Annotated in this window: 18 protein-coding genes; 11 read left to right on the plus strand and 7 right to left on the minus strand. The window is 63.7% G+C overall.

The genetic code is table 11. From position 1 onward, the window contains the following. Nucleotides 1-41 precede the first annotated feature (41 nt). The 4 genes from PSEST_RS19880 to PSEST_RS19895 all read right to left on the minus strand — a co-directional run bounded on the left by PSEST_RS19880 (nucleotide 42) and on the right by PSEST_RS19895 (nucleotide 4718). Nucleotides 42-344, minus strand: a complete 303-nt coding sequence (locus tag PSEST_RS19880) for a DUF3240 family protein (protein WP_015278716.1) — start codon at nucleotides 342-344, stop codon at nucleotides 42-44. A 1-nt stretch (nucleotide 345) separates the two neighbouring features. Beyond that, the gene (locus tag PSEST_RS19885; protein ID WP_015278717.1) at nucleotides 346-1287 is read right to left on the minus strand and encodes a sodium-dependent bicarbonate transport family permease; all 942 of its coding nucleotides are present in this window, start codon (nucleotides 1285-1287) and stop codon (nucleotides 346-348) included. Nucleotides 1288-1483: 196 nt separating this feature from the next. Beyond that, nucleotides 1484-3292 carry a sodium-extruding oxaloacetate decarboxylase subunit alpha gene (gene oadA / locus PSEST_RS19890; RefSeq protein ID WP_015278718.1) on the minus strand — a complete coding sequence of 603 codons (1809 nt, stop codon included), beginning with the start codon at nucleotides 3290-3292 and terminating at the stop codon, nucleotides 1484-1486. A gap of 10 nt (nucleotides 3293-3302) precedes the next feature. After that, on the minus strand, nucleotides 3303-4718 hold the full coding sequence (locus tag PSEST_RS19895) for an acetyl-CoA carboxylase biotin carboxylase subunit (RefSeq protein WP_015278719.1): 1416 nt from the start codon (nucleotides 4716-4718) through the stop codon (nucleotides 3303-3305). A 239-nt stretch (nucleotides 4719-4957) separates the two neighbouring features. On the opposite strand from PSEST_RS19895, the gene PSEST_RS19900 reads away from it, so the two are divergent. Beyond that, nucleotides 4958-5917 (plus strand): LysR family transcriptional regulator, encoded by a 960-nt coding sequence (locus PSEST_RS19900; protein WP_015278720.1) that lies wholly within the window; start codon nucleotides 4958-4960, stop codon nucleotides 5915-5917. Here the strand turns inward: PSEST_RS19900 and PSEST_RS19905 are convergent. Both PSEST_RS19905 and hexR read right to left on the minus strand, forming a co-directional pair. Beyond that, nucleotides 5862-6074 carry a PA3496 family putative envelope integrity protein gene (locus tag PSEST_RS19905; RefSeq protein ID WP_015278721.1) on the minus strand — a complete coding sequence of 71 codons (213 nt, stop codon included), beginning with the start codon at nucleotides 6072-6074 and terminating at the stop codon, nucleotides 5862-5864. The genes PSEST_RS19900 and PSEST_RS19905 overlap by 56 nt on opposite strands. Before the next feature lie 101 nt (nucleotides 6075-6175). Next, entirely contained in the window at nucleotides 6176-7042 is an 867-nt protein-coding gene (gene hexR, locus PSEST_RS19910) for a transcriptional regulator HexR (protein ID WP_015278722.1), read from the minus strand. Nucleotides 7043-7183: 141 nt separating this feature from the next. Here hexR and zwf point away from each other — a divergent pair, with 141 nt between their 5' ends. The 8 genes from zwf (at nucleotide 7184) to yegQ (ending at nucleotide 15890) form a co-directional block, all read left to right on the plus strand. Continuing rightward, nucleotides 7184-8626 (plus strand): glucose-6-phosphate dehydrogenase, encoded by a 1443-nt coding sequence (zwf, locus tag PSEST_RS19915; protein WP_015278723.1) that lies wholly within the window; start codon nucleotides 7184-7186, stop codon nucleotides 8624-8626. A 617-nt stretch (nucleotides 8627-9243) separates the two neighbouring features. Then, nucleotides 9244-9759, plus strand: a complete 516-nt coding sequence (gene ectA / locus PSEST_RS19920; RefSeq protein WP_041756813.1) for a diaminobutyrate acetyltransferase — start codon at nucleotides 9244-9246, stop codon at nucleotides 9757-9759. Beyond that, nucleotides 9756-11033, plus strand: a complete 1278-nt coding sequence (gene ectB, locus PSEST_RS19925; protein WP_015278725.1) for a diaminobutyrate--2-oxoglutarate transaminase — start codon at nucleotides 9756-9758, stop codon at nucleotides 11031-11033. Before ectA ends, ectB begins: the two co-directional genes overlap by 4 nt. A 10-nt stretch (nucleotides 11034-11043) precedes the next feature. Continuing rightward, the gene (locus PSEST_RS19930) at nucleotides 11044-11445 is read left to right on the plus strand and encodes an ectoine synthase (RefSeq protein WP_015278726.1); all 402 of its coding nucleotides are present in this window, start codon (nucleotides 11044-11046) and stop codon (nucleotides 11443-11445) included. A gap of 68 nt (nucleotides 11446-11513) precedes the next feature. After that, complete coding sequence (gene thpD, locus PSEST_RS19935) at nucleotides 11514-12422, plus strand: ectoine hydroxylase (protein ID WP_041756814.1); 909 nt, start codon at nucleotides 11514-11516, stop codon at nucleotides 12420-12422. Between the two features lie 155 nt (nucleotides 12423-12577). Next, complete coding sequence (locus tag PSEST_RS19940; protein WP_015278728.1) at nucleotides 12578-14008, plus strand: aspartate kinase; 1431 nt, start codon at nucleotides 12578-12580, stop codon at nucleotides 14006-14008. 164 nt (nucleotides 14009-14172) lie between these two features. Further along, nucleotides 14173-14391 (plus strand): YdcH family protein, encoded by a 219-nt coding sequence (locus PSEST_RS19945; RefSeq protein ID WP_015278729.1) that lies wholly within the window; start codon nucleotides 14173-14175, stop codon nucleotides 14389-14391. A gap of 125 nt (nucleotides 14392-14516) precedes the next feature. Continuing rightward, nucleotides 14517-15890, plus strand: coding sequence for a tRNA 5-hydroxyuridine modification protein YegQ (gene yegQ / locus PSEST_RS19950; RefSeq protein ID WP_015278730.1), 1374 nt, complete (start codon nucleotides 14517-14519; stop codon nucleotides 15888-15890). A gap of 33 nt (nucleotides 15891-15923) precedes the next feature. On the opposite strand, the gene PSEST_RS19955 is transcribed toward yegQ, so the two are convergent. Continuing rightward, the gene (locus PSEST_RS19955; RefSeq protein WP_015278731.1) at nucleotides 15924-18776 is read right to left on the minus strand and encodes an EAL domain-containing protein; all 2853 of its coding nucleotides are present in this window, start codon (nucleotides 18774-18776) and stop codon (nucleotides 15924-15926) included. A gap of 251 nt (nucleotides 18777-19027) precedes the next feature. Between PSEST_RS19955 and uvrD the strand changes: the two genes are divergently transcribed. Both uvrD and PSEST_RS19965 read left to right on the plus strand, forming a co-directional pair. Further along, nucleotides 19028-21217 (plus strand): DNA helicase II, encoded by a 2190-nt coding sequence (uvrD, locus tag PSEST_RS19960; protein WP_015278732.1) that lies wholly within the window; start codon nucleotides 19028-19030, stop codon nucleotides 21215-21217. Nucleotides 21218-21273: 56 nt separating this feature from the next. Further along, a complete protein-coding gene (locus PSEST_RS19965; protein ID WP_015278733.1) occupies nucleotides 21274-22377 on the plus strand; it encodes a TRAP transporter substrate-binding protein in 1104 nt (367 codons plus the stop codon). Nucleotides 22378-22537: the final 160 nt, after the last annotated feature.

Consider the following 22537-nt stretch of genomic DNA (forward strand, 5'->3'; position numbering starts at 1 on the left):
CGAAGGTGGACGTCCGCCGGTCGAGGGGCATCACAGACGATTCAGAACTTCTCGGGGCGCAAAACGGCAACCTCGGCGAGGTAGCAGACCATGGCGAAATGTTCGTAGTAGCGGGCCTGCAGGTGCTCGGCAATGCGCTCGGCGATCTCGCGGCTGCAGATCACCTCCACGCGGATATTGCCGTCGGTGTCCCAGCCTGCACTGCGCACGCCGCGGCTGCCGCTACCGCGGGCATCCGACAGCGTCCAGCCGGGCGCGCCAAGGGTTTTCAGGTCGGCGACCAGTTTGTGTTCCAGCGCGGCTTCGCAGATCACGGTCAGCAGCGTTCGATTGTGCGCGTTCATCTCAGAACCCCCAGGCGATCAGCCGCTCGGCCAGGGCCAGGTAGAGCGGTATGCCGATCAGGATGTTGAACGGAAAGGTGATGCCCAGCGAAGCAGTCAGCGACAGAGACGGATTGGCCTCCGGCACCGCCAGACGCATCGCCGCCGGCACCGCGATGTAGGACGCACTCGCCGCCAGGGTGGCGAGCATCGCCGTACCGCCGAGCGACAGGCCCATGAAGCGCGCCAGCATGGCACCGATCAGCGCGCCGATCAGCGGCATGATCAGGGCGAAAGCGGCGAGCTTGATGCCGTAACGCTTGAGCGAACCCAGCTGGCCAGAAGCGATCAGGCCCATCTCCAGCAGGAAGAACGCCAGCACCGGTTTGAACATGCTGGTGTACAGGGGTTCGAGCGGCTTGATCGCCTCCTTGCCGGCAATCGCGCCGATCAGCAGGCCGCCAAGCAGCAGCATGATGCTCTTGCCAAGGAAGATTTCGCGGCCCAGCTCCTTCCAGTCGGTTTCGCGCGAGACGCCCTTGGCCAGCAGGATGCCGACCAGGATCGCCGGGATTTCGAGGATCGCCACGAACAGCGGCATATAGCTCTCGAAGAAGATCTCCCGCGCAGCCAGATAGGCCACCACCACCGCGAAGGTACCGGCACTCACCGAACCATAGTGCGCCGCTACCGCCGCTGCGTTGACCCGGTCGAAGCGCAGGCCGCGCAGCAGGACGAAGGCCAGGATCGGCAACAGCACACCGAGCGCCAGCACCAGCAGCGACTGGCCGAGCAACGCGGCACTGGCCTGCTCGGCCAGTTCCACCCCGCCGTGCAGACCGATGGCCAGCAAGAGCACGATAGACAGCGTCTCGTAGAGCGCCGGGGGCAATTTCAACTCGCTCTTCACCAGCCCGGCGAACAGGCCGAAGACGAAGAACAGCACTACCGGGTCGATACCCATCTACATTCTCCACAGCTCGGAAATTGAACCGCTCCCTGGTAGACATTGGCTCGAAAAAAAGGAGCCACCCGGGCTCCCAAAGGGGACCTGCTGCCAGCGCCGATCAGCTCGTCGCGCCGTGCGGCTCGCACGGCACGGCTCGATAGCCCGGATCAGCCCTGACCTGGCGCGATCGCAACGCCAGGCAACCCTTCATTCAGGCCTCGATCTCTATCAAGACTTCTCCCGGGTTCACCCGGTCACCTTTGGCGACGTGAATCGCCTTCACCGTGCCGGCGATCGGTGCCTGGATCTCGGTTTCCATCTTCATCGCCTCGCTGACCAGCACCGTCTGCCCGGCCTTCACCTGATCGCCAACGGCGACCAGCACATCGACCACGTTGCCGGGCATGGTGGTGCTCACATCACCGGGCGCACTGGCCTGTTTGCGCTGACTGCCGCCGCCACCGACGAAGGCGTTGAGTGGCTCGAAGACCACCTCTTCCGGCATACCGTCGATGGACAGGTAGAAGTGTCGCTTGCCCTCGGCCTTGACGCCGACACCGGTGATGTCGACCCGATAGGTCTCACCATGGACATCGATGACGAACTCGGTGGGCACACCACCCTGAGCCGGCGCCGCGGCGGTGCCGGGAATCGGCAACAGCACCTCGGGCTGCAGCGTACCGGCTTCACGCTCCTCGAGGAATTTGCGCCCGATGTCCGGGAACATCGCGTAGGTCAGTACGTCCTCTTCATTCTTGGCCAGCGCGCCAACCTCGTTGCGCAGCTTGTCCAGCTCGGGCGCGATCAGATCAGCCGGACGGCATTCGATCACTTCCTCACTGCCGATGGCCTGGAAGCGCAGGTGCTCGCTGACCGCGGCCGGCGCCTTGCCGTAACGGCCCTGCAGGTAGTACTTCACCTCGGTGGTGATGGTCTTGTAGCGCTCGCCGGCGAGCACGTTGAAGAACGCCTGGGTGCCGACGATCTGCGAAGTCGGCGTGACCAGCGGCGGGTAGCCGAGGTCCTTGCGCACCTTGGGAATCTCCGCCAGCACTTCGTCCATGCGGTGCAGCGCGCCTTGTTCCTTGAGCTGGTTGGCGAGGTTGGAAATCATCCCGCCCGGCACCTGGTTGACCTGCACGCGAGTGTCGACGCCGGTGAATTCGCTTTCGAACTGGTGGTACTTCTTGCGCACGGCATAGAAGTACAGGCCGATCTCCTGCAGCAACTCAAGGTCCAGGCCCGTGTCGTAGGGCGTACCGCGCAGCGCGGCGACCATCGACTCGGTGCCAGGATGGCTGGTGCCCCAGGCCATGGAGGAAATGGCGGTGTCGATATGGTCGGCGCCGCTCTCGATGGCCTTGAGCTGACACATGCTGGCGACACCGGCGGTGTCGTGGGAATGAATGAACACCGGCAGGTCGATCTCGGCCTTCAGTGCACGGACCAGATCGCCGGTGGCGAACGGGGTCAGCAGGCCGGCCATGTCCTTGATCGCGATGGAGTCGACGCCCATGTCGCGCATGGCCCGCGCCTGCTCGACGAACAGCTCGACGGTGTGCACCGGGCTGGTGGTGTAGGCAATGGTGCCCTGGGCGTGCTTGCCGCTTTTCTTCACCGCACGGATCGCAGTTTCCAGGTTACGCACATCGTTCATCGCATCGAAGATGCGGAACACGTCGATGCCATTCGCCGCCGCCTTGGCGACGAAGGCTTCAACCACATCATCGCTGTAGTGACGGTAGCCGAGCAGGTTCTGTCCGCGCAGCAGCATCTGCAGGCGGGTATTGGGCAGTGCGGCCTTGAGCTGGCGCAGACGCTCCCAGGGATCTTCCTTGAGAAAGCGCACACAGGCGTCGAAGGTGGCGCCGCCCCAGACTTCCAGCGACCAGTAGCCGACGCGGTCGAGCTTGTCGCAGATCGGCAGCATGTCTTCGGTACGCATGCGGGTGGCCAGCAGGGACTGGTGGGCGTCACGCAGGATGGTGTCGGTAACGGTGATTTTCTTCTGGGCAGTCATGGTGCGTTCCTCACAGGCCTGCGTGGGCAGCGATGGCGGCGGCGATGGCCAGGGCCAGTTCGCCCGGCTTGCGTTTGATCGAGTAGTTCAGCAGTTCCGGATGGTTGTCGACGAAGCTGGTGTTGAACTGGCCGCTGCGGAAATCCGGGTTGGCGAGAATCTGCTGGTAGTAGGTGGCGGTGGTCTTCACGCCCTGCACGCGCATGTCGTCCAGCGCGCGTGAGCCGCGGGCCAGCGCCTCCTCCCAGGTCAGCGCCCAGACCACCAGCTTCAGGCACATCGAGTCGTAGTACGGCGGAATGGTGTAGCCGGTGTAGATCGCCGTGTCGGTGCGCACGCCGGGGCCGCCGGGGGCGTAGTAGCGGGTGATCTTGCCGAAGCAGGGCAGGAAGTTGTTGCGCGGGTCCTCGGCATTGATGCGGAACTGCAGGGAGAAGCCGCGATGCTGGATGTCTTCCTGCTTGACCGACAGCGGCTGGCCGGAAGCGATGCGGATCTGCTCGCGGACGATGTCGATGCCGGTGATTTCCTCGGTGATGGTGTGCTCCACCTGCACCCGGGTGTTCATCTCCATGAAGTACACCTCGCCATCGGCGAGCAGGAACTCCACGGTGCCGGCGTTCTCGTAGCCGACCGCCTTGGCCGCGCGCACCGCCAGATCGCCGATGTAGGCGCGCTGTTCGGGGGTCAGCTGCGGGCTGGGAGCGATCTCGATGAGCTTCTGGTTGCGCCGCTGGATCGAGCAGTCGCGCTCGAACAGGTGCACGGTGTTGCCGAACGAGTCGGCGAGAATCTGCGCCTCGATATGCTTGGGCTCGACGATGCACTTCTCGAGGAACACTTCCGCGCTGCCGAAGGCCTTGGTCGCCTCGGAAATGACTCGCGGGTAGGCCGATTCCAGCTCCGCTTGAGAGTTGCAGCGGCGAATACCACGACCGCCGCCGCCCGAGGTGGCCTTGAGCATCACCGGATAGCCGATGCGCTCGGCTTCGCGCAACGCCTCGGCGAGGTCCCTGACGTTGCCTTCGGTGCCCGGCGTGACCGGCACGCCGGCCTTGATCATGCTGCGCCGCGCCTCGGTCTTGTCGCCCATGCGGCGGATGACTTCTGCCGAAGGACCGACGAACTTGATTCCACGTTCGGCGCAGATATCTGCAAGTTCGGCGTTTTCGGAGAGGAAACCGTAGCCCGGATGCAGTGCATCACAGCCGGTTTCCACCGCTAGGTTCACCAGCTTGCGCGGGTTCAGGTAACCGGCCAGCGGGTCCTCGCCGATGAAATGTGCCTCATCGGCACGTTTGACATGCAGGGCATGGCGGTCGGCTTCGGAAAATACCGCCACCGAGCGGACACCCATTTCGGCACAGGCGCGAACGATGCGCACCGCGATTTCCCCGCGGTTGGCGATCAGCAGCTTCTTGATCACGCTGTCTTCCCTCGGATCGTTGAGCAGGCGACCCGCGTGCGGGTCATGATCACTCGCATTTGCAACGAGCCGCTTCACCCTACGCCCCAGGGGGTGATTACTGAAAATGAATAATTGTTTGCCTGATAATAAGTAATTACTTATACATAGCGACACACAAGCCTTTACCTGGCCGAGCGGTCAACACTCCCGCAGCGACCGGGCGCCGTTTGGAAATTCAATAAAACGCAGAGAGCGTGATGCGAAAATCACTGATGCGCATGACATTGCGCCAGCTTCAGGTATTCCGCGCCGTCTGTGAGACGCTCTCCTACAGTCGCGCCGCCGAAGAAATGGCACTGACCCAGCCGGCCGTCAGCCTGCAGATCAGACAGCTGGAAGAACTGGTTGGGCAACCGCTGTTCGAGTACGTCGGCAAGAAGCTCTACCTCACCGATGCCGCCGACGCGCTGCAGCGGGCCAGCACCGATATCTTCGGCCGGCTGGACAGCCTCGACATGCAGCTGTCGGATCTGCAGGGTTCGTTGCAGGGCCAGCTCAACCTCGCCGTGGAGTCCAGCGCCAAGTACGTCACGCCGCATCTGTTCGCCGCCTTCAAGCGCCTGCACCCGGAGGTAAGCCTGCAACTGGTGGTGGTGAACCATGCTCAGGCGGTCAAGCGCCTGTCGGTCAGCCGTGACGACCTGCTGATCATGTCCCAGGTGCCCACCGACATGGATCTGGAGTTCATGCCCTTTCTGAACAACCCGATCATCGCCGTGGCGCCACCCGGACATCCGCTGTGCCACGCCGCCACGCTTTCCCTGCAGGACCTCACCGGCTATCCGCTGCTGGTGCGCGAGCCTGGCTCAGGCACACGGCGGGCCGGCGAAGACTATCTGCGCCAGAAGCGCGCGCATTTCGCCCAGACCATCCAGGTCGCGTCGCTGGACGCGCTGCGTGAGTGCGTGGTGGCAGGCCTTGGCCTAGCACTGTTGCCGCGGCACGCCGTGCACCTCGAACTGGCCAGCGGGCTGTTGCGCGAGCTGCCGGTGGCGGAGCTGCCGCTGTATCGCAGCTGGTGCGTGGTGCATCCGCGCAGCAAACGCCTGAGCCCGGTAGCTCAGGCGTTCTTCACCTTCCTCCGTGAAGAGCGCGCGCAGATCAGTGTGCTGGCGGAGCGCTTCGCCGGCTCGCCGACGACTGCCGCAACGAGCTGAGCACCAGCGCATCGGCGTAGTCGTTCAGCTCGGCATGCAGCTGGCGTTGCTCGGTATAGCTCTCGATGGCGCGGCGAAACCGCATGCGGCGTTCATCCTGCTGCTTGCGGCGGGACTTGCTGTCGAGCTGGCTGGTGTCGTCGGTGTGCCGGAGCATGAGTGATCTCCCAGAACAGGTAACGGGAGATCAGCATCGACGCCAGGAATGACAGCCTGAAGTCAGCGCCATGACGCGCCGATGAAAAAGCGCGGCGCCGCTCAGTCGTCGTGCGACTTGACCTTCTGCGGCGACAGACGAAGGCTGCGCAGGCTGCGCTTCACGCTCTTGAGGTGGTTGACCAGGCTCGGCCCGCGCGCCATCGCGACCCCCATCGCCAGCACGTCGATCACCACCAGATGGGCGATACGCGAGGTCAGCGGGGTGTAGATCTCGGTGTCTTCCTGCACATCGATGGCCAGGTTGATGGTGGCCAGCTCGGCCAGCGGTGTCTGGCTCGGGCAGAGGGTGATCAGCGTCGCACCGGACTCACGCACCACGTTGGCGGTGATCAGCAGATCCTTCGAGCGCCCCGACTGCGAGATGCAGATCGCCACATCGGTGGGCTTGAGCGTCACCGCCGACATGGCCTGCATGTGCGGGTCGGAATAGGCGGCGGCCGACAGCAGCAGGCGGAAGAATTTGTGCTGGGCATCGGTGGCCACCGCGCCGGATGCGCCGAAGCCGTAGAACTCGACACGCTCGGCCTTGGCCATCGCCGCAATGGCGCGCTGCAGCGCTTCGGGGTCGAGCCGCTCGCGCACTTCCATCAGCGTGTGCAGGGTGGTGTCGAAGATCTTCAAGGCAAAGTCGGCCACCGAGTCGTTCTCGCTGATGGCGAACTGACCGAAACTGGCACCGGCAGCCAGGCTTTGCGCCAGCTTGAGTTTCAGATCCTGGAAGCCCAGACAACCGATGGCGCGGCAGAAGCGCACGATGGTCGGCTCGCTGACCCCGACCACATGGGCCAGGTCAGCCATGGAACTGTGCATCACCGACGCCGGATCGAGCAGGACATGGTCGGCCACCTTCAGCTCCGACTTCCGTAGCAGGCTTCTCGACTGGGCGATGTGTTGCAGCAGATTCACGTTGCGGACTCGCTATGCTCACTCTGAGGGCCGATTCAGGCGCGACAGGCGCCGCTCGGTCGTCAGCGGGTTGTAGTGGGGCGGTAGTTATACTACAAGCCTCGCCATGCCGCCCATTTTTTGGCCTCTAGGAGTGCTTCTGTGTCGATTTCCTGTGACATGCTCGTGTTCGGCGGAACCGGTGACCTGACTCTGCACAAACTGCTGCCGGCGCTCTACCACCTGCACCGCGACGGCCGCCTGCACGCCGACGTGCGCATCCTCGCCCTGGCGCGCAAGAAGCTCGATCGCGACGGCTACCTGGCCCTGGCCGAACGCCACTGCCGCGCCCAGGTCGCTCGTGCCGACTTCAGCCCGGACACCTGGCAGGCCTTCGCCCAGCGCCTCGACTATTTCGCCATGGACGCCTCCCAGCGCGGCGACTACGTGCGCCTGGCCCAGTACCTGGGCAAGGCTGAAGGTCGTGTCCGCGTGTATTACCTGGCCACCGCGCCGGATCTGTTCGAACCGATTGCCGCCAATCTGGAAAGCGCAGGGCTGGCCGGCGACAATGCACGCATCGTGCTGGAAAAACCCATCGGCCACTCGCTGGATTCGGCGCTGGAGATCAACGAAGCGATCGGTGCGGTGTTCCCCGAGTCGCGCATCTACCGGATCGACCACTACCTGGGCAAGGAGACGGTGCAGAACCTCATGGCGCTGCGCTTCGCCAACGCGCTGTTCGAGCCGATCTGGCGCGCCGGGCATATCGACCACGTGCAGATCACCGTCGCCGAAACCCTCGGCGTGGAGAACCGCGGCGGCTACTACGACAACGCCGGCGCCATGCGCGACATGCTGCAGAACCACCTCTTGCAGCTGCTCTGCCTGGTGGCGATGGAAGCGCCGGTGCGTTTCGACGCCAAACACATCCGTGGCGAGAAGGTGAAGGTGCTCGAAGCGCTCAAGCCGATCACCGGCAACGACGTGCTGGACAAGACCGTGCGCGGCCAATACGGCGCCGGTCGCATCGGCGGCCACGACGTGCAGGCCTACTACTTCGAGCCCAACATCGACAACGACAGTGACACCGAAACCTTCGTCGCGGTGAAGGCCGAGATCGACAACTGGCGCTGGGCCGGCGTGCCCTTCTACCTGCGTACCGGCAAGCGCATGGCGCGCAAGCGCTCGGAAATCATCATCACCTTCAAGCAGGTGCCACATCTGCTGTTCAGCAAGGGCGAAGTGAATCGCCTGGTGATCAGTCTGCAACCGGAAGAAAGCATCAGCCTGCAGCTCATGGCCAAGGCGCCAGGCAAAGGCATGCAGCTTGAGCCGGTGGAGCTGGACCTGAACCTGGCGCATGCCTTCAGCAGCACGCGGCGCTGGGAAGCCTACGAGCGGCTGCTGCTGGATGTGATCGAAGGCGATTCGACGCTGTTCATGCGTCGCGACGAGGTTGAGGCGGCCTGGAATTGGGTCGACCCGATTCTGCGCGGCTGGGGCAGCTACTACCGCAAACCGCGGCCGTATCCCGCTGGCGAAGACGGCCCGGAACAGGCCCATCAGTTCATCGAGCGGCAGGGTCATCGCTGGTGGCAGTGAAGGCGGCCTGAGCAACTCGCTCGCAACTTCGCCACAGCGCCCGTATTACGCGGGATAGAGCGGATATAGGCACTTTCCGAAAGCCGGTGAATATGACAGCGGCAACTAGCCTGAGCAACTAGCATTGCCGCGTCATTATCGGCCTTCATATTCACGACATATCTCCTGAATATAATCGGCCGCGCACCGTGCGTAATTAGCAGCGCTCAGGAGCCGATTACTCACCGATATAGAGCACTGCACTCCGTCGCTCTCGAGCTACCAATGACTGCTCGTACCGACGGGACATTCGCGGCGCCAGCCTGAAGGCGAAACCCAGCAAGAATGCAGCCTCCAGCGGCATCAGCTCGTTTTTCGAAGAACTTCTGCAGTTCTCCGCCATCGAACTTCCCGGGCCATCCCAGCAAGTATCAGAGCAACTCCGATGCAGCAAAAAGAAACAGACTGAAACAGTCTCCTCGCCATCGCCGCTATCACGCGGGCTGCAGCGATATATACACGCCTTCGCACTTCGCATATTGGGAAGTTCGGGTTGAGAATATTTCCGTGATATGCCTACCCTAAAAAGGAATTCAATCAACAACCCCAAAGGCATTGTTTTGAGTTTCCCTACCGTAGTGCTCCGTCGCCCAACCGACGGCGACGGTTACAACCTGCATCAGCTGGTGGCGCGCTGCCAGCCCCTCGATACCAATTCGGTCTACTGCAACCTGCTGCAGTGTTCGGATTTCGCCGATACCGCCATCGCCGCGGAGAACGCTCAGGGCGAACTGGTTGGTTTCATCTCGGGTTACCGCCCCCCTGCCCGCCCGGACACCCTGTTCGTCTGGCAGGTCGCCGTCGACAGTTCGATGCGCGGTCAGGGCCTGGCCCTGCGCATGCTGCTGGCGCTGACCGCTCGGGTCGCCCGTGAGCACGACGTGCGCTTCATGGAAACCACCATCTCGCCGGACAACGCGGCATCCCAGGCGCTGTTCAAGCGGGCCTTCGATCGCCTGCATGCCGAGTGCACCACGCGCACGCTGTTTTCCCGCGCCGCGCATTTTGGCGGCCAGCACGAGGACGAGGTGCTCTACCGCGCCGGCCCGTTCACCGTTTCCCATCTAGAAGAAGAGCTCAAGGAGCACGCATGAAAACTTTTGAACTGAACGAATCCAAGGTTCGTAGCTACTGCCGTTCCTTCCCCGTGGTCTTCAACCAGGCCCAGGGCGCCGAACTGGTCACCCAGGACGGCAAGCGATACATCGACTTCCTCGCCGGTGCCGGCACGCTCAACTACGGGCACAACCACCCGGTACTCAAGCAGGCGCTGCTCGAGTACATCGAGAACGACGGCATCACCCATGGCCTGGACATGTACACCGCGGCCAAGGAGCGTTTCCTCGAAACCTTCAACCGCCTGATCCTCGAACCGCGCGGCATGGGCGACTACCGCATGCAGTTCACCGGCCCGACCGGCACCAACGCGGTGGAAGCGGCGATGAAGCTGGCGCGCAAGGTCACCGGGCGCAACAACATCATCAGCTTCACCAACGGCTTCCACGGCTGCAGCATCGGCGCGCTGGCCGCGACCGGCAACCAGCATCACCGTGGTGGCTCCGGCATCAGCCTCACCGATGTCAGCCGCATGCCCTACGCCAACTATTTCGGCGACAAGACCAACACCATCGGCATGATGGACAAGCTGCTCTCCGACCCGTCCAGCGGCATCGACAAGCCGGCCGCGGTGATCGTCGAGGTGGTGCAGGGCGAAGGCGGCCTGAACACCGCGTCGACCGAGTGGATGCGCAAGCTCGAGAAGCTCTGCCGCAAGCACGAAATGCTGCTGATCGTCGATGACATCCAGGCCGGTTGCGGCCGCACCGGCACCTTCTTCAGCTTCGAGGAGATGGGCATCCAGCCGGACATCGTCACCCTGTCCAAGTCGCTGTCCGGCTACGGCCTGCCGTTCGCCATGGTGCTGCTGCGCCAGGAGCTGGACCAGTGGAAGCCGGGCGAGCACAACGGCACCTTCCGGGGTAACAACCATGCCTTCGTCACCGCGGCCGCGGCCGTCGAGCACTTCTGGCAGAACGACGCGTTCGCCAACAGCGTGAAGGCCAAGGGCAAGCGCATCGCCGACGGCATGCAGCGCATCATCCGTCGCCACGGCCCGGATTCGCTGTACCTCAAGGGCCGCGGAATGATGATCGGCATCAGCTGCCCGGATGGCGAGATCGCCGCCGCGGTCTGCCGCCACGCCTTCGAAAACGGCCTGGTGATCGAGACCAGCGGCGCCCACAGCGAAGTGGTCAAGTGTCTCTGCCCGCTGATCATCAGCGAAGAACAGATCGACAAGGCGCTCGCCATCCTCGACAAGGCCTTCGCCGCCGTGATGAGCGAGCAGACCGAAAACCAGGCTTCCTGAGGTATTCGCAATGATTGTCAGAACCCTCGCCGAGTGCGAAAAGACCGACCGCAAGGTCCACAGCCAGACCGGCACCTGGGACAGCACGCGCATGCTGCTCAAGGACGACAAGGTGGGCTTCTCGTTCCACATCACCACCATCTACGCCGGCAGCGAGACGCACATCCACTACCAGAACCACTTCGAGTCGGTGTACTGCATCAGCGGCAATGGCGAGATCGAGACCATTGCCGACGGCAAGATCTACAAGATCGAGCCCGGCACGCTGTATGTGCTGGACAAGCACGACGAGCACCTGCTGCGTGGCGGCAGCGAAGACATGAAGCTGGCCTGCGTGTTCAACCCGCCGCTCAACGGCCGCGAAGTGCATGACGAAAGCGGCGTCTATCCGCTGGAGGCCGAAATCGTCTGATAGCGGTCAACCGGGGCGGCCGCCGCGCCGCCCCGCCATTACAAGAAAAGGAGGTATGCGTGAACCCTATGCAAGCCGACCTGTATCCCTCGCGCCAGGAAGACCAGCCCAGCTGGCAGGAACGCCTGGATCCGGTCGTCTACCGCAGCGACCTGGAGAATGCGCCGATCGCGGCAGAGCTGATCGAGCGTTTCGAGCGCGACGGCTACCTGGTCATCCCCAATCTGTTCAGCGCCGACGAAGTCGCGCTGTTTCGCGCCGAACTCGAGCGCATGCGCCAGGACCCGGCCGTCGCCGGCTCCGGCAAGACCATCAAGGAACCCGACAGCGGCGCGATCCGCTCGGTGTTCGACATCCACAGCGACAACGAACTGTTTGCCCGCGTGGCCGCTGACGAGCGCACCGCCGGCATCGCCCGCTTCATCCTCGGCGGCGACCTTTACGTGCATCAGTCGCGGATGAACTTCAAACCCGGCTTCACCGGCAAGGAGTTCTACTGGCACTCGGACTTCGAGACCTGGCACGTCGAGGACGGCATGCCGCGCATGCGCTGCCTGTCCTGCTCGATCCTCTTGACCGACAACGAGCCGCACAACGGCCCGCTGATGCTCATGCCCGGTTCGCACAAGCACTACGTGCGCTGCGTCGGTGCCACGCCGGAAAATCACTACGAGAAATCCCTGCGCAAGCAGGAGATCGGCATCCCCGACCAGAACAGCCTGAGCGAGCTGGCCAGCCGCTTCGGCATCGACTGCGCCACCGGCCCGGCCGGCAGCGTGGTGTTCTTCGACTGCAACACCATGCACGGCTCTAACGGCAACATCACTCCCAGCGCCCGCAGCAATCTGTTCTACGTCTACAACCACGTGGATAATGCCGTGCTGGCGCCATTCTGCGAGCAGAAACCCCGTCCGGCCTTCGTCGCCGAGCGCGAGAAATTCAAGCCGCTGGAAATTCAGCCGCAACAGTATCTCTGAGGCGATCGGGCGCGTCTGATGACGGGCCCGTTTCCCCGGTTAGGCCGACGCTCATACCGGCCCAGGGATGAATTCATTTTCAGCTCGTTGATCGACAGGTGCGCCAGCCGCGCCGGGCCCGTCAACGGCCTGCCAGATTCGGACGCAATATAACGATGCATACCGTAGAAAAGATCGGCGGCACGTCGATGAGCCGCTTCGAGGAAGTCCTCGACAATATCTTCATTGGCCGCCGGGAAGGCGCGGCGCTGTATCAGCGCATCTTCGTCGTGTCGGCCTACAGTGGCATGACCAACCTGCTGCTGGAACACAAGAAGACCGGCGAGCCCGGTGTCTACCAGCGCTTTGCCGATGCGCAGAACGAAGGCGCCTGGCGCGAAGCGCTGGAACAGGTGCGCCAGCGCATGCTGGAAAAGAACGCCGAGCTGTTCAGCTCCGAGTACGAACTGCACGCCGCCAACCAGTTCATCAACTCGCGCATCGACGATGCCAGCGAGTGCATGCACAGCCTGCAGAAGCTCTGTGCCTACGGCCACTTCCAGCTCTCCGAGCACCTGATGAAGGTGCGCGAGATGCTTGCCTCCCTTGGTGAAGCACACAGCGCCTTCAACTCGGTGCTGGCGCTCAAGCAGCGCGGCGTCAACGCGCGCCTGGCCGACCTTACCGGTTGGCAGCAGGAAGCACCGCTGCCGTTCGAGGAGATGATCGCCAGCCATTTCGCCGGCTTCGATCTGAGCCGCGAACTGGTGGTCGCCACCGGCTATACGCATTGTGCCGAAGGCCTGATGAACACCTACGATCGCGGCTACAGCGAGATCACCTTCGCCCAGATCGCCGCCGCCACCGGCGCCCATGAAGCGATCATCCACAAGGAATTCCACCTCTCTTCCGCCGACCCGAACCTGGTCGGTGCCGACAAGGTGGTGACCATCGGCCGCACCAACTACGACGTCGCCGACCAGCTGTCGAACCTCGGCATGGAAGCGATCCACCCGCGTGCGGCCAAGACCCTGCGCCGTGCCGGTGTCGAGCTGCGCATCAAGAATGCCTTCGAGCCCGAGCACGGCGGCACGCTGATCAGCCAGGACTACAAGTCCGAGAAGCCCTGCGTGGAAATCATCGCCGGGCGCAAGGACGTCTTTGGCATCGAGGTGTTCGACCAGGACATGCTCGGCGACATCAGCCACGACATGGAAATCAGCAAGCTGCTCAAGCAGCTCAAGCTCTACGTGGTGAACAAGGACTCCGACGCCAACAGCATCACCTACTACGCCTCCGGCTCGCGCAAGCTGATCAACCGCGCCGCCCGGCTGATCGAGGAGCACTACCCGGCCGCCGAGGTCACGGTGCACAACCTGGCCATCGTCTCGGCGATCGGCTCGGACCTCAAGGTCAAGGGCATCCTCGCCAAGACCGTGGCCGCCCTGGCCGAGGCCGGCATCAGCATCCAGGCGATCCACCAGTCGATCCGTCAGGTGGAGATGCAGTGCGTGGTCAATGAAGAGGACTACGATGCCGCCATCGCCGCGCTGCACCGCGCGCTGATCGAGCCGGAAAACCACGGCGACGTGATCGCCGCAGCCTAAGCGCAGCGTCACCCGAAACGCCGGGCTCGTCCCGGCGTTTTGCTGTCCGGCGCATGACGCCGATCAATACCGCAGCGCCCGCGCAGAATGACTATGGAGACAAGAAGCAGGTCACGCTTTACGCCTGATCTGCTCACCGGCTCATCCATAAAACAGGAGTTGCCATGTTTCCCGAGTACCGCGACCTGATCACCCGTCTAAAGGCCGACAACAAGACCTTTGCCCGCCTGTTCGATGAGCACAACGAGCTCGACCAACGCGTCAAGAACATCGAAGCGCACATCGTGCCCGGCACCGACAGCGAGGTGGAAAACCTGAAGAAGGAGAAACTGCAGCTCAAGGACCGTCTCTATCAGATGCTCAAGGAAGCGTCTGCCGCCTGACCCTCGGTGCCCCGCCCAGGCGGGGCACCCTCGCCGCGTTCCAAATATCGCGGACGACGCGCAATCGGTTGGCAAGCGCAGTAAAATGCCGCGCTTCTCCGATGCCCTCCTGCGAGTCACGCGCCATGAGCACCCCCTACCGCACCGAGCTGCTGTCGCCCGCCGGCACGCTGAAATCCATGCGCTACGCCTTCGCCTACGGCGCCGATGCGGTATACGCCGGGCAGCCGCGCTACAGCCTGCGCGTGCGCAACAACGAGTTCGACCACGCCAACCTCAAGCTCGGCATCGACGAAGCGCATGCGCTGGGCAAGCAGTTCTATGTAGTGGTCAACATCGCCCCGCACAACGCCAAGCTGAAGACCTTCATCAAGGATCTGGAGCCCGTGGTGGCGATGGGGCCGGATGCGCTGATCATGTCCGATCCCGGCCTGATCATGCTGGTTCGTCAGCACTTCCCGCAGATGACCATTCACCTCTCGGTGCAGGCCAACGCGGTGAACTGGGCGACGGTGAAGTTCTGGGAAAGCCAGGGCGTCAGCCGCGTGATCCTCTCCCGCGAGCTGTCGCTGGAGGAGATCGGCGAGATCCGCGAGCAGGTACCGGGCATGGAGCTGGAAGTGTTCGTCCACGGCGCGCTGTGCATGGCTTATTCCGGCCGTTGTCTGCTGTCGGGCTACATCAACAAGCGCGACCCCAACCAGGGCAGCTGCACCAACGCCTGCCGCTGGGAGTACAAGACCCACGAAGCGAAGGAGAACGAGATCGGCGACATCGTGCACAAGTACGAGCCGATCGCCGTGCAGCCAGCCGAGCCGGTCCGCAGCGAACCGACTCTCGGCGTCGGCGCGCCGACCGATGAAGTGTTCCTGCTCGAGGACAGCAGCCGTCCGGGCGAATTCATGTCCGCCTTCGAGGACGAGCACGGCACCTACATCATGAATTCCAAGGACCTGCGCGCCGTGCAGCACGTCGAGCGCCTGGTGCAGATGGGCGTGCACTCGCTGAAGATCGAGGGCCGCACCAAGAGCCACTACTACGTGGCGCGCACCGCGCAGGTCTACCGCAAGGCCATCGACGATGCGCTCGCCGGCCGGCCATTCGACAAGTCGCTGATGGATACCCTCGAATCCCTCGCCCACCGTGGCTACACCGAGGGCTTCCTGCGCCGCCATGTGCATGACGAATACCAGAACTACGAACGCGGCTTCTCGCTCTCCGAGCGCCAGCAGTTCGTTGGCGAGCTGACCGGCGAGCGGCGCAACGGCCTGGCTGAAGTGACGGTGAAGAACCGTTTCGCCGTTGGCGACAAGCTGGAGCTGATGACGCCGCAGGGCAACCTGAACCTGCGCCTGGAGCAACTGGAGAACAAGCGCGGCGAAGCCATCGAGGTAGCCCCGGGCGACGGTCACACCGTCTACCTGGCGGTGCCGGAAGATGTGGACCTGCGCTACGCGCTGCTGATGCGCGAGCTGGAAGGCAGCACCACCCGCGGCTGACGCCGCTACGGGCGGCGCGTTACCGCGTCGCCGCTAGCGCAGCAACTCGGCGAACTGCAGGGCCGGCACCGGCGGGCTGAGCAGGTAGCCCTGAATCTCGTCGCAGTGGTTGGCCTTGAGGAAGTCCATCTGCGCCTGGGTTTCAACCCCCTCGGCCACCACCTTGCGTTCCAGGCTGTGAACCATGGCGATGATCGCCCGGGTAATCGCTGCGTCCTGGCTGGAATGCTCCAGCTCGCTGATGAAGGAACGGTCGATCTTCACGTAGTCCACCGGGAAGCGCTTGAGGTAGCTCAGCGACGAGAAACCGGTGCCGAAGTCGTCGATGGCCAACTTCACACCCAGCGCGCGCAGCTGTTCGCTGATGCTGATGGCATTGTCGATGTCGTCGAGCAGCTGGCTCTCGGTCAGCTCCAGTTCCAGCATCGTCGCCGGCAGCCCGGTTTCCTCCAGCACCTGACGCACCAGGCTGACGAAGTTGCCCTGGCGTAGCTGCTTGACCGACAGATTCACCGATACGCGGATCGCGGCCAGCCCGTCCTGCTGCCACTGGCGCGCCTGACGGCAGGCCTCGCGCAACACGAACTCGCCAAGCGGAATGATCAGCCCGGTTTCTTCGGCCAGCGGAATGAATTGCGCCGGCGCCACCAGCCCCAGCTCCGGGTGACGCCAGCGCACCAGCGCCTCGGCCGCTTCCAGACTGTCGTCGGCAAGACTCAGCCGCGGCTGGTAGAAGACCTCCAGCTGCCCGACCTCCAGCGCCTTGCGCAGCTGATTTTCCAGCTGCAGGTAGTGCATGCTCGAGGCCTGTGGCCGATCGGTGAAGAACTGCAAGGTGTTGCCGCCCAGGTGCTTGGCCTGCTGCATGGCGATATTCGCCTGGCGCAGCAGCGCCTCGGCGTCGCGGCTGTTATCCGGCAAAAGGCTGACGCCGATGGACGCACTGATCACCAGCTCCTGCTCATCAATGACCATCGGCTTGCGGATTCGCTGCAGCAGCCGGCTACCCAGGTGCGCCAGGCTGCTGAGGCTGCCATAGGCATCCAGCAGTACGACGAACTCGTCACCAGAAAGCCGTGCGATGGTGTCGGCTTCAGCCAGGGTCGTGGAAAGTCGGCGCGAGACTTCGCGCAACAACGCATCCGCCGCCTCATGACCAAGGCTCTCATTGAGCAACTTGAAACGATCCAGGTCGATGTACAGCACCGCCATGTTGCGTCCGTTACGCCGTACGCGCTGGCAGGCCTCGTGCAGACGCTCCTTGAACAGACCGCGGTTGGCCAGTCCGGTGAGGTCGTCGTAGTGGGTCAGGTAGCGCAGGCGTTCCTCGATCTTGCGCCGTACGCTGAGATCGGAGATGAAGGCGACCACGTGGGTCACGCTGTCGTCGCTATCACGCACCTCGCGCAGCTGCACCCACTGCGGGTAGACCTCGCCGCTCTTGCGCTTCTCGATCAGCTCGCCCTGCCAGTGGCCATGGCGCTCCAGCGCGTCGCGCATCGCCTCGTACTGGCGCTGGCTTTCCGGCGTGCCGGCGATTCGCGCGATGCTGCGGCCGAGCAGTTCCTCGCGCTCATAGCCGGAGAGCGCGCAGCACGCGTCATTGACGGCCAGCACCCGGTAAGTGGCGTCCATGATCACCATGCCTTCGCTGGCCGCCTCGAACACCGTGGCGGCCAGGCGTTGCTGCTCGGCCTGGCGGCGGACGTCACTGATGTCGCGACGGGTGCCGATCATGCGCAGCGCGCGGCCGGAGGCATCGCGCTGGATCACTCGACCGCGGTCCTCGATACAGATCTCACTGCCGTCGGCACGCACCGCCCGGTACTCGACGGCGAACTGTTCGCTTTCGCCCTTCAGGTGCGCGATCAGCGTGGCGTGCACGATCGGCAGATCCTGCGGGTGAATGTCCGGCAGCAGCGAGCCGTCCTCGGCGTGGCGTTTCTCCAGCCCCACGCCAAACACCACCTCGAGCCGGGAGTGATGTACGCGGTTGTGTTGCAGGTCCCAGTCCCACAAGCCCAGCCCGCTCGCATCCAACGCCAGATTCAGCCGGGCCTCGCTCTCGCCGAGCTCTTCGGCGGCCCGGGCCAGCTCTGCGGTTCGCTCGACAACCCGTTGCTCGAGGCCATCATAAGCACGTTGCAGTTGCTGCTCGGCGCGACGACGCTGCTCGACCTCATTGGCCAGCCTGACGTTCAGCCGCTCGGAATCGCGCCCGACCTTCTCCAGCCGCTCGATCAGCTGCAGCTTGTCCCAGCGCTGCTCCAGGCCGTCGCTGAGCAGACGGCTGATCTGCCAGGCAATCAGGCTGAGCGTCGCCAGCACGATCAGCGCAAAAAGGCCCCAACCCTGCTGTAGCGGATGACCGCTGTTGATCAGCAGCAAACCGGTCGGCAACAGGCTCGGCACGGCGAAACTGAAGAAAGCCGGCAGGCTGACGCCATAAGCGACACTGGCAGCCACCACCACCGAGCCGATCAGACCATAGAGCAATGCCTGGGTAACGAACGCATCGGCTGGAACCAGCGCGACCATGGCGTAACAGAGACTCAGGGCAGACGCCGCACTGCCCAGCATGAAGCGCCAGCGCCAGTGCGGCGCGGCCTGCAGCTCGGGGCTGGCGCGGTTGAACGCCATGACCTGCTGCAGTCGCAACAGACCCAAGCCGAGCATCCATACCAGCCAGACACCTAGCTCGACACCGGCCTGCTCGCCCCACAACACGACGCCGCAGACCAGAGTGGTCAGCAACAGCAGTACGGCGGGGATGCGGGAACCGCGATAGAGCAGACGCGTACGCTCGGCGGTCTGGTCGCAGAGGGCTTGCGCATCTGGCAAAGGCTGGGCCGATGCAGGGCAAGCGGCTCGAATGGAATCGGTCATGACTGTTGTTCTAATAGTGACTGCACCCGAATGAAGCTCCTCGGAACCACGAGCGATAATGGCACGTTGCTAGCGTTGCGTCATACGGCGACACGTCGGAAAAAGTGTTGAACATCACATTCGCCGACCGGCGGACGCAGGCCGATGCATGCCTCTCAGCCGCCCAAAGAGTGCGCTCTGCAGACCTGAAAACGGCGTGACAACAGACCACAGGGCGAGCGCAGCGCAGGCATTTCCAATAGAATGCCGCGATGCACGACGATCTCTCTCTCCTCCTGAATTCCCTCAACGATGCTCAGCGCCAGGCCGTGGCCGCGCCGCTGGGACGTCAACTGGTATTGGCTGGCGCTGGCTCGGGCAAGACCCGCGTGCTGGTGCACCGGATCGCCTGGCTGAATCAGGTCGAACGCGCCTCGCTGCACTCGATCCTGTCGGTGACCTTCACCAACAAGGCTGCCGCCGAAATGCGCCAGCGTATTGAGCAGTTGCTGCACGTGAACCCGCAGGGCATGTGGGTCGGCACCTTCCACGGCCTGGCCCACCGCCTGTTGCGCGCGCACTGGCAGGAAGCCAAGCTGGCGCAGAACTTCCAGATTCTCGACTCCGACGACCAGCAACGCCTGGTCAAGCGGGTGATCCGCGAACTCGGCCTCGACGAGCAGCGCTGGCCGGCACGCCAGGCGCAGTGGTGGATCAACGCGCAGAAGGACGAAGGCCTGCGCCCACGCAACATCCAGCCCGGCGGTGATCTGTTCCTCGCCACACAGCTGAAGATCTACGAAGCCTATGAAGAGGCCTGCGCCCGCGCTGGCGTCATCGACTTCTCCGAGCTGCTGCTGCGTGCGCTGGATCTGTGGCGCGACCACCCCGGCCTGCTCGAGCACTATCAGCGGCGCTTCCGCCATGTGCTGGTCGACGAGTTTCAGGACACCAACGCCGTGCAGTACGCCTGGCTGCGCCTGCTGGCCAAGGGCGGCGAAAGCCTGATGGTGGTCGGCGACGACGACCAGTCGATCTACGGCTGGCGTGGCGCGCGCATCGAGAACCTGCATCAGTTCAGCCAGGACTTCCCCGACGCCGAAACCATCCGCCTGGAGCAGAACTACCGCTCCACCGCCTGCATCCTCAAGGCCGCCAACGCGCTGATCGCCAACAACCAGGGCCGTCTCGGCAAGGAACTCTGGACCTCCGGTTGCGAGGGCGAGCCGATCAGCCTGTATGCCGCCTTCAACGAGCACGACGAAGCGCGCTACGTGGTCGAGAGCATCGAGAAGGCCATTCGCGACGGCATGAGCCGCAGCGAGATCGCCATCCTCTACCGCTCCAACGCCCAGTCGCGGGTGCTGGAAGAGGCGCTGCTGCGCGAGAAGATTCCCTACCGCATCTATGGCGGCCAGCGCTTCTTCGAGCGCGCCGAAATCAAGAACGCCATGGCCTACCTGCGCCTGATCCAGACCCGCGACAACGACGCGGCGCTGGAGCGGGTGATCAACGTGCCGGCCCGTGGCATCGGTGAAAAGACCGTCGAATGCCTGCGCCAGCTGGCGCGCGAGCAAGGCTTGTCGATGTGGGCGGCGCTGCATCAGGCGGTCGGCACCAAGGCGGTTTCCGGCCGCGCAGCCAGCGCGCTGAACGGCTTCGTCGAGCTGGTCGATACCCTGGCGCTGAAAGTCGAAGGCATGCAGCTGCACAACATGGCACAGCTGGTCATCGAGCAGTCCGGGCTGCTGGCCTACCACCGCGACGAAAAGGGTGAAAAAGCCCAGGCGCGGGTGGAAAACCTTGAGGAACTGGTCTCCGCTGCACGCGCCTTCGACAGCTACAGCGAAGAGGATGACGACATCCAGTCACCGCTGGCCGCCTTTCTCGACCACGCCTCGCTGGAGGCCGGCGAACAGCAGGCCGGCGACCACGAGGACAGCGTGCAGCTGATGACCCTGCACAGTGCCAAGGGTCTGGAGTTTCCGCTGGTGTTCCTGGTCGGCATGGAAGAAGGCCTGTTCCCGCACAAGATGAGCCTGGAGGAGTCCGGCCGTCTGGAAGAAGAACGTCGCCTGGCCTATGTCGGCATCACCCGCGCCATGCAGCAGCTGGTGATCACCTACGCCGAGACCCGCCGGCTCTACGGCAGCGAGACCTATAACAAGATCTCGCGCTTCGTCCGCGAAATCCCGCCGGCGCTGGTGCAGGAAGTCCGCCTGAGCAACACCGTAACGCGCTCCTTCAACGGCAAGAGCATGAGCGGCTCGTCGCTGTTCGACGGTGCCGGCGTGCCGGAAACACCGTTCAGCCTCGGCCAGCGCGTGCGTCATTCGCTGTTCGGCGAAGGCACCATCCTCAACTTCGAAGGCTCCGGCGCCCAGGCGCGGGTGCAGGTGAATTTCGAGGATGAGGGCAGCAAATGGCTGATGCTCAGTTACGCAAAACTTGAAGCCCTATGAGGTTGACGCTAACGTCAACGCCTCATACCAACAAGAAAGACCAAGGAAACCGACCCATGAAACGCCGCCATCTGTTCGGTGCTGCCGCTGCCTTGCTTGCGACCCTCGGCCTTGCCGGCTGCAATGACGACAAGAAAGTCGAAAACGCCGGCCAACAAGCCGCCAGCGAACCCGCCAAGACCTACACCTGGAAAATGGTCACCGCCTGGCCGAAGAACTACCCGGGCCTGGGCACCGCCGCCGAACGCCTGGCCGACCGCGTCAAGGTGATGAGCGACGGCCGCCTGACCATCAAGGTCTATGCCGCCGGCGAGCTGGTCCCGGCGCTGGAAGTGTTCGATGCCGTCTCCCGCGGCACCGCAGAACTGGGCCACGGCGCCGCCTATTACTGGAAAGGCAAGGTGCCGACCGCACAGTTCTTCACTTCGGTACCGTTCGGCCTGTCGGCCATCGAGATGAACGCCTGGTTGAGCCGCGGCGAAGGCCAGAAGTTCTGGGAAGAGGCCTATGCACCCTTCGGCGTGAAGCCGATGGTGGTCGGCAACACCGGGATGCAGATGGGCGGCTGGTACAACAAGGAAATCAATGCGCTGGGCGACCTGCGCGGGCTGAAGATTCGTATGCCGGGCCTGGGCGGCGAAGTGCTGGCGCGCCTCGGTGCCACCACCGTGAACCTGCCCGGCGGCGAAGTGTTCACTGCACTGCAGACCGGCGCCATCGACGCCACCGACTGGGTCAGCCCGTACAACGACTTGGCCTTCGGTCTGCACAAGGCAGCCAAGTACTACTACTACCCGGGCTGGCAGGAACCGCAGGCGGTGCTGGAGCTGCTGGTCAACCAGAAGGCGATGGACACCCTGCCCGAGGACCTGCAGGCCATCCTCACCGAGGCGACCCGCGCGGCCAGCCGCGACATGATGGATGACTATGTCTACAACAACGCCCTGGCACTGGAGCAGCTCAAGCAGCAGGGCGTCGAGCTCAAGCGCTTCCCCGACGAAGTGCTCGACGCCATGCAGGAGCAATCGGAACTGGTGCTTGGCGAGCTGGCCGCGCAGAGCGAGCTGAACGGTCGCATCTGGGCCTCGATGAAGGCCTTCCAGGAGCAAGTCAAGCCGATGCACGAGATCTCCGAGAAGGAGCTGTACAACTGGCGTTGATCCAGCGGCCGGAAGAACGGAGCCGCGAGGCTCCGTTTTCGCAACCGCACCACCCCATCTGGCCATTCCAGGCGCGACCAACGGTCGCAAGCAAAAGCCGGTAACATACTGCCCCTGGCCAACCCCTGCCCGCCTCGGCAGGATGGCGCGCGTACTCCAC

Origin of the sequence: Stutzerimonas stutzeri RCH2 (assembly GCF_000327065.1) — a bacterium.
GTDB lineage: Bacteria > Pseudomonadota > Gammaproteobacteria > Pseudomonadales > Pseudomonadaceae > Stutzerimonas > Stutzerimonas stutzeri_AE.

Excerpts from the sequence above, each read along its gene's own strand:
- PSEST_RS19880 (WP_015278716.1), bottom strand. The coding sequence starts at position 344 with ATGAACGCGCACAATCGAACGCTGCTGACCGTGATCTGCGAAGCCGCG.
- PSEST_RS19885 (WP_015278717.1), bottom strand. The coding sequence starts at position 1,287 with ATGGGTATCGACCCGGTAGTGCTGTTCTTCGTCTTCGGCCTGTTCGCC.
- oadA (WP_015278718.1), bottom strand. The coding sequence starts at position 3,292 with ATGACTGCCCAGAAGAAAATCACCGTTACCGACACCATCCTGCGTGAC.
- PSEST_RS19900 (WP_015278720.1), top strand. The coding sequence starts at position 4,958 with ATGCGAAAATCACTGATGCGCATGACATTGCGCCAGCTTCAGGTATTC.
- PSEST_RS19905 (WP_015278721.1), bottom strand. The coding sequence starts at position 6,074 with ATGCTCCGGCACACCGACGACACCAGCCAGCTCGACAGCAAGTCCCGC.
- ectB (WP_015278725.1), top strand. The coding sequence starts at position 9,756 with ATGAAAACTTTTGAACTGAACGAATCCAAGGTTCGTAGCTACTGCCGT.
- PSEST_RS19930 (WP_015278726.1), top strand. The coding sequence starts at position 11,044 with ATGATTGTCAGAACCCTCGCCGAGTGCGAAAAGACCGACCGCAAGGTC.
- thpD (WP_041756814.1), top strand. The coding sequence starts at position 11,514 with ATGCAAGCCGACCTGTATCCCTCGCGCCAGGAAGACCAGCCCAGCTGG.
- PSEST_RS19940 (WP_015278728.1), top strand. The coding sequence starts at position 12,578 with ATGCATACCGTAGAAAAGATCGGCGGCACGTCGATGAGCCGCTTCGAG.
- PSEST_RS19945 (WP_015278729.1), top strand. The coding sequence starts at position 14,173 with ATGTTTCCCGAGTACCGCGACCTGATCACCCGTCTAAAGGCCGACAAC.
- yegQ (WP_015278730.1), top strand. The coding sequence starts at position 14,517 with ATGAGCACCCCCTACCGCACCGAGCTGCTGTCGCCCGCCGGCACGCTG.
- PSEST_RS19955 (WP_015278731.1), bottom strand. The coding sequence starts at position 18,776 with ATGACCGATTCCATTCGAGCCGCTTGCCCTGCATCGGCCCAGCCTTTG.
- uvrD (WP_015278732.1), top strand. The coding sequence starts at position 19,028 with ATGCACGACGATCTCTCTCTCCTCCTGAATTCCCTCAACGATGCTCAG.
- PSEST_RS19965 (WP_015278733.1), top strand. The coding sequence starts at position 21,274 with ATGAAACGCCGCCATCTGTTCGGTGCTGCCGCTGCCTTGCTTGCGACC.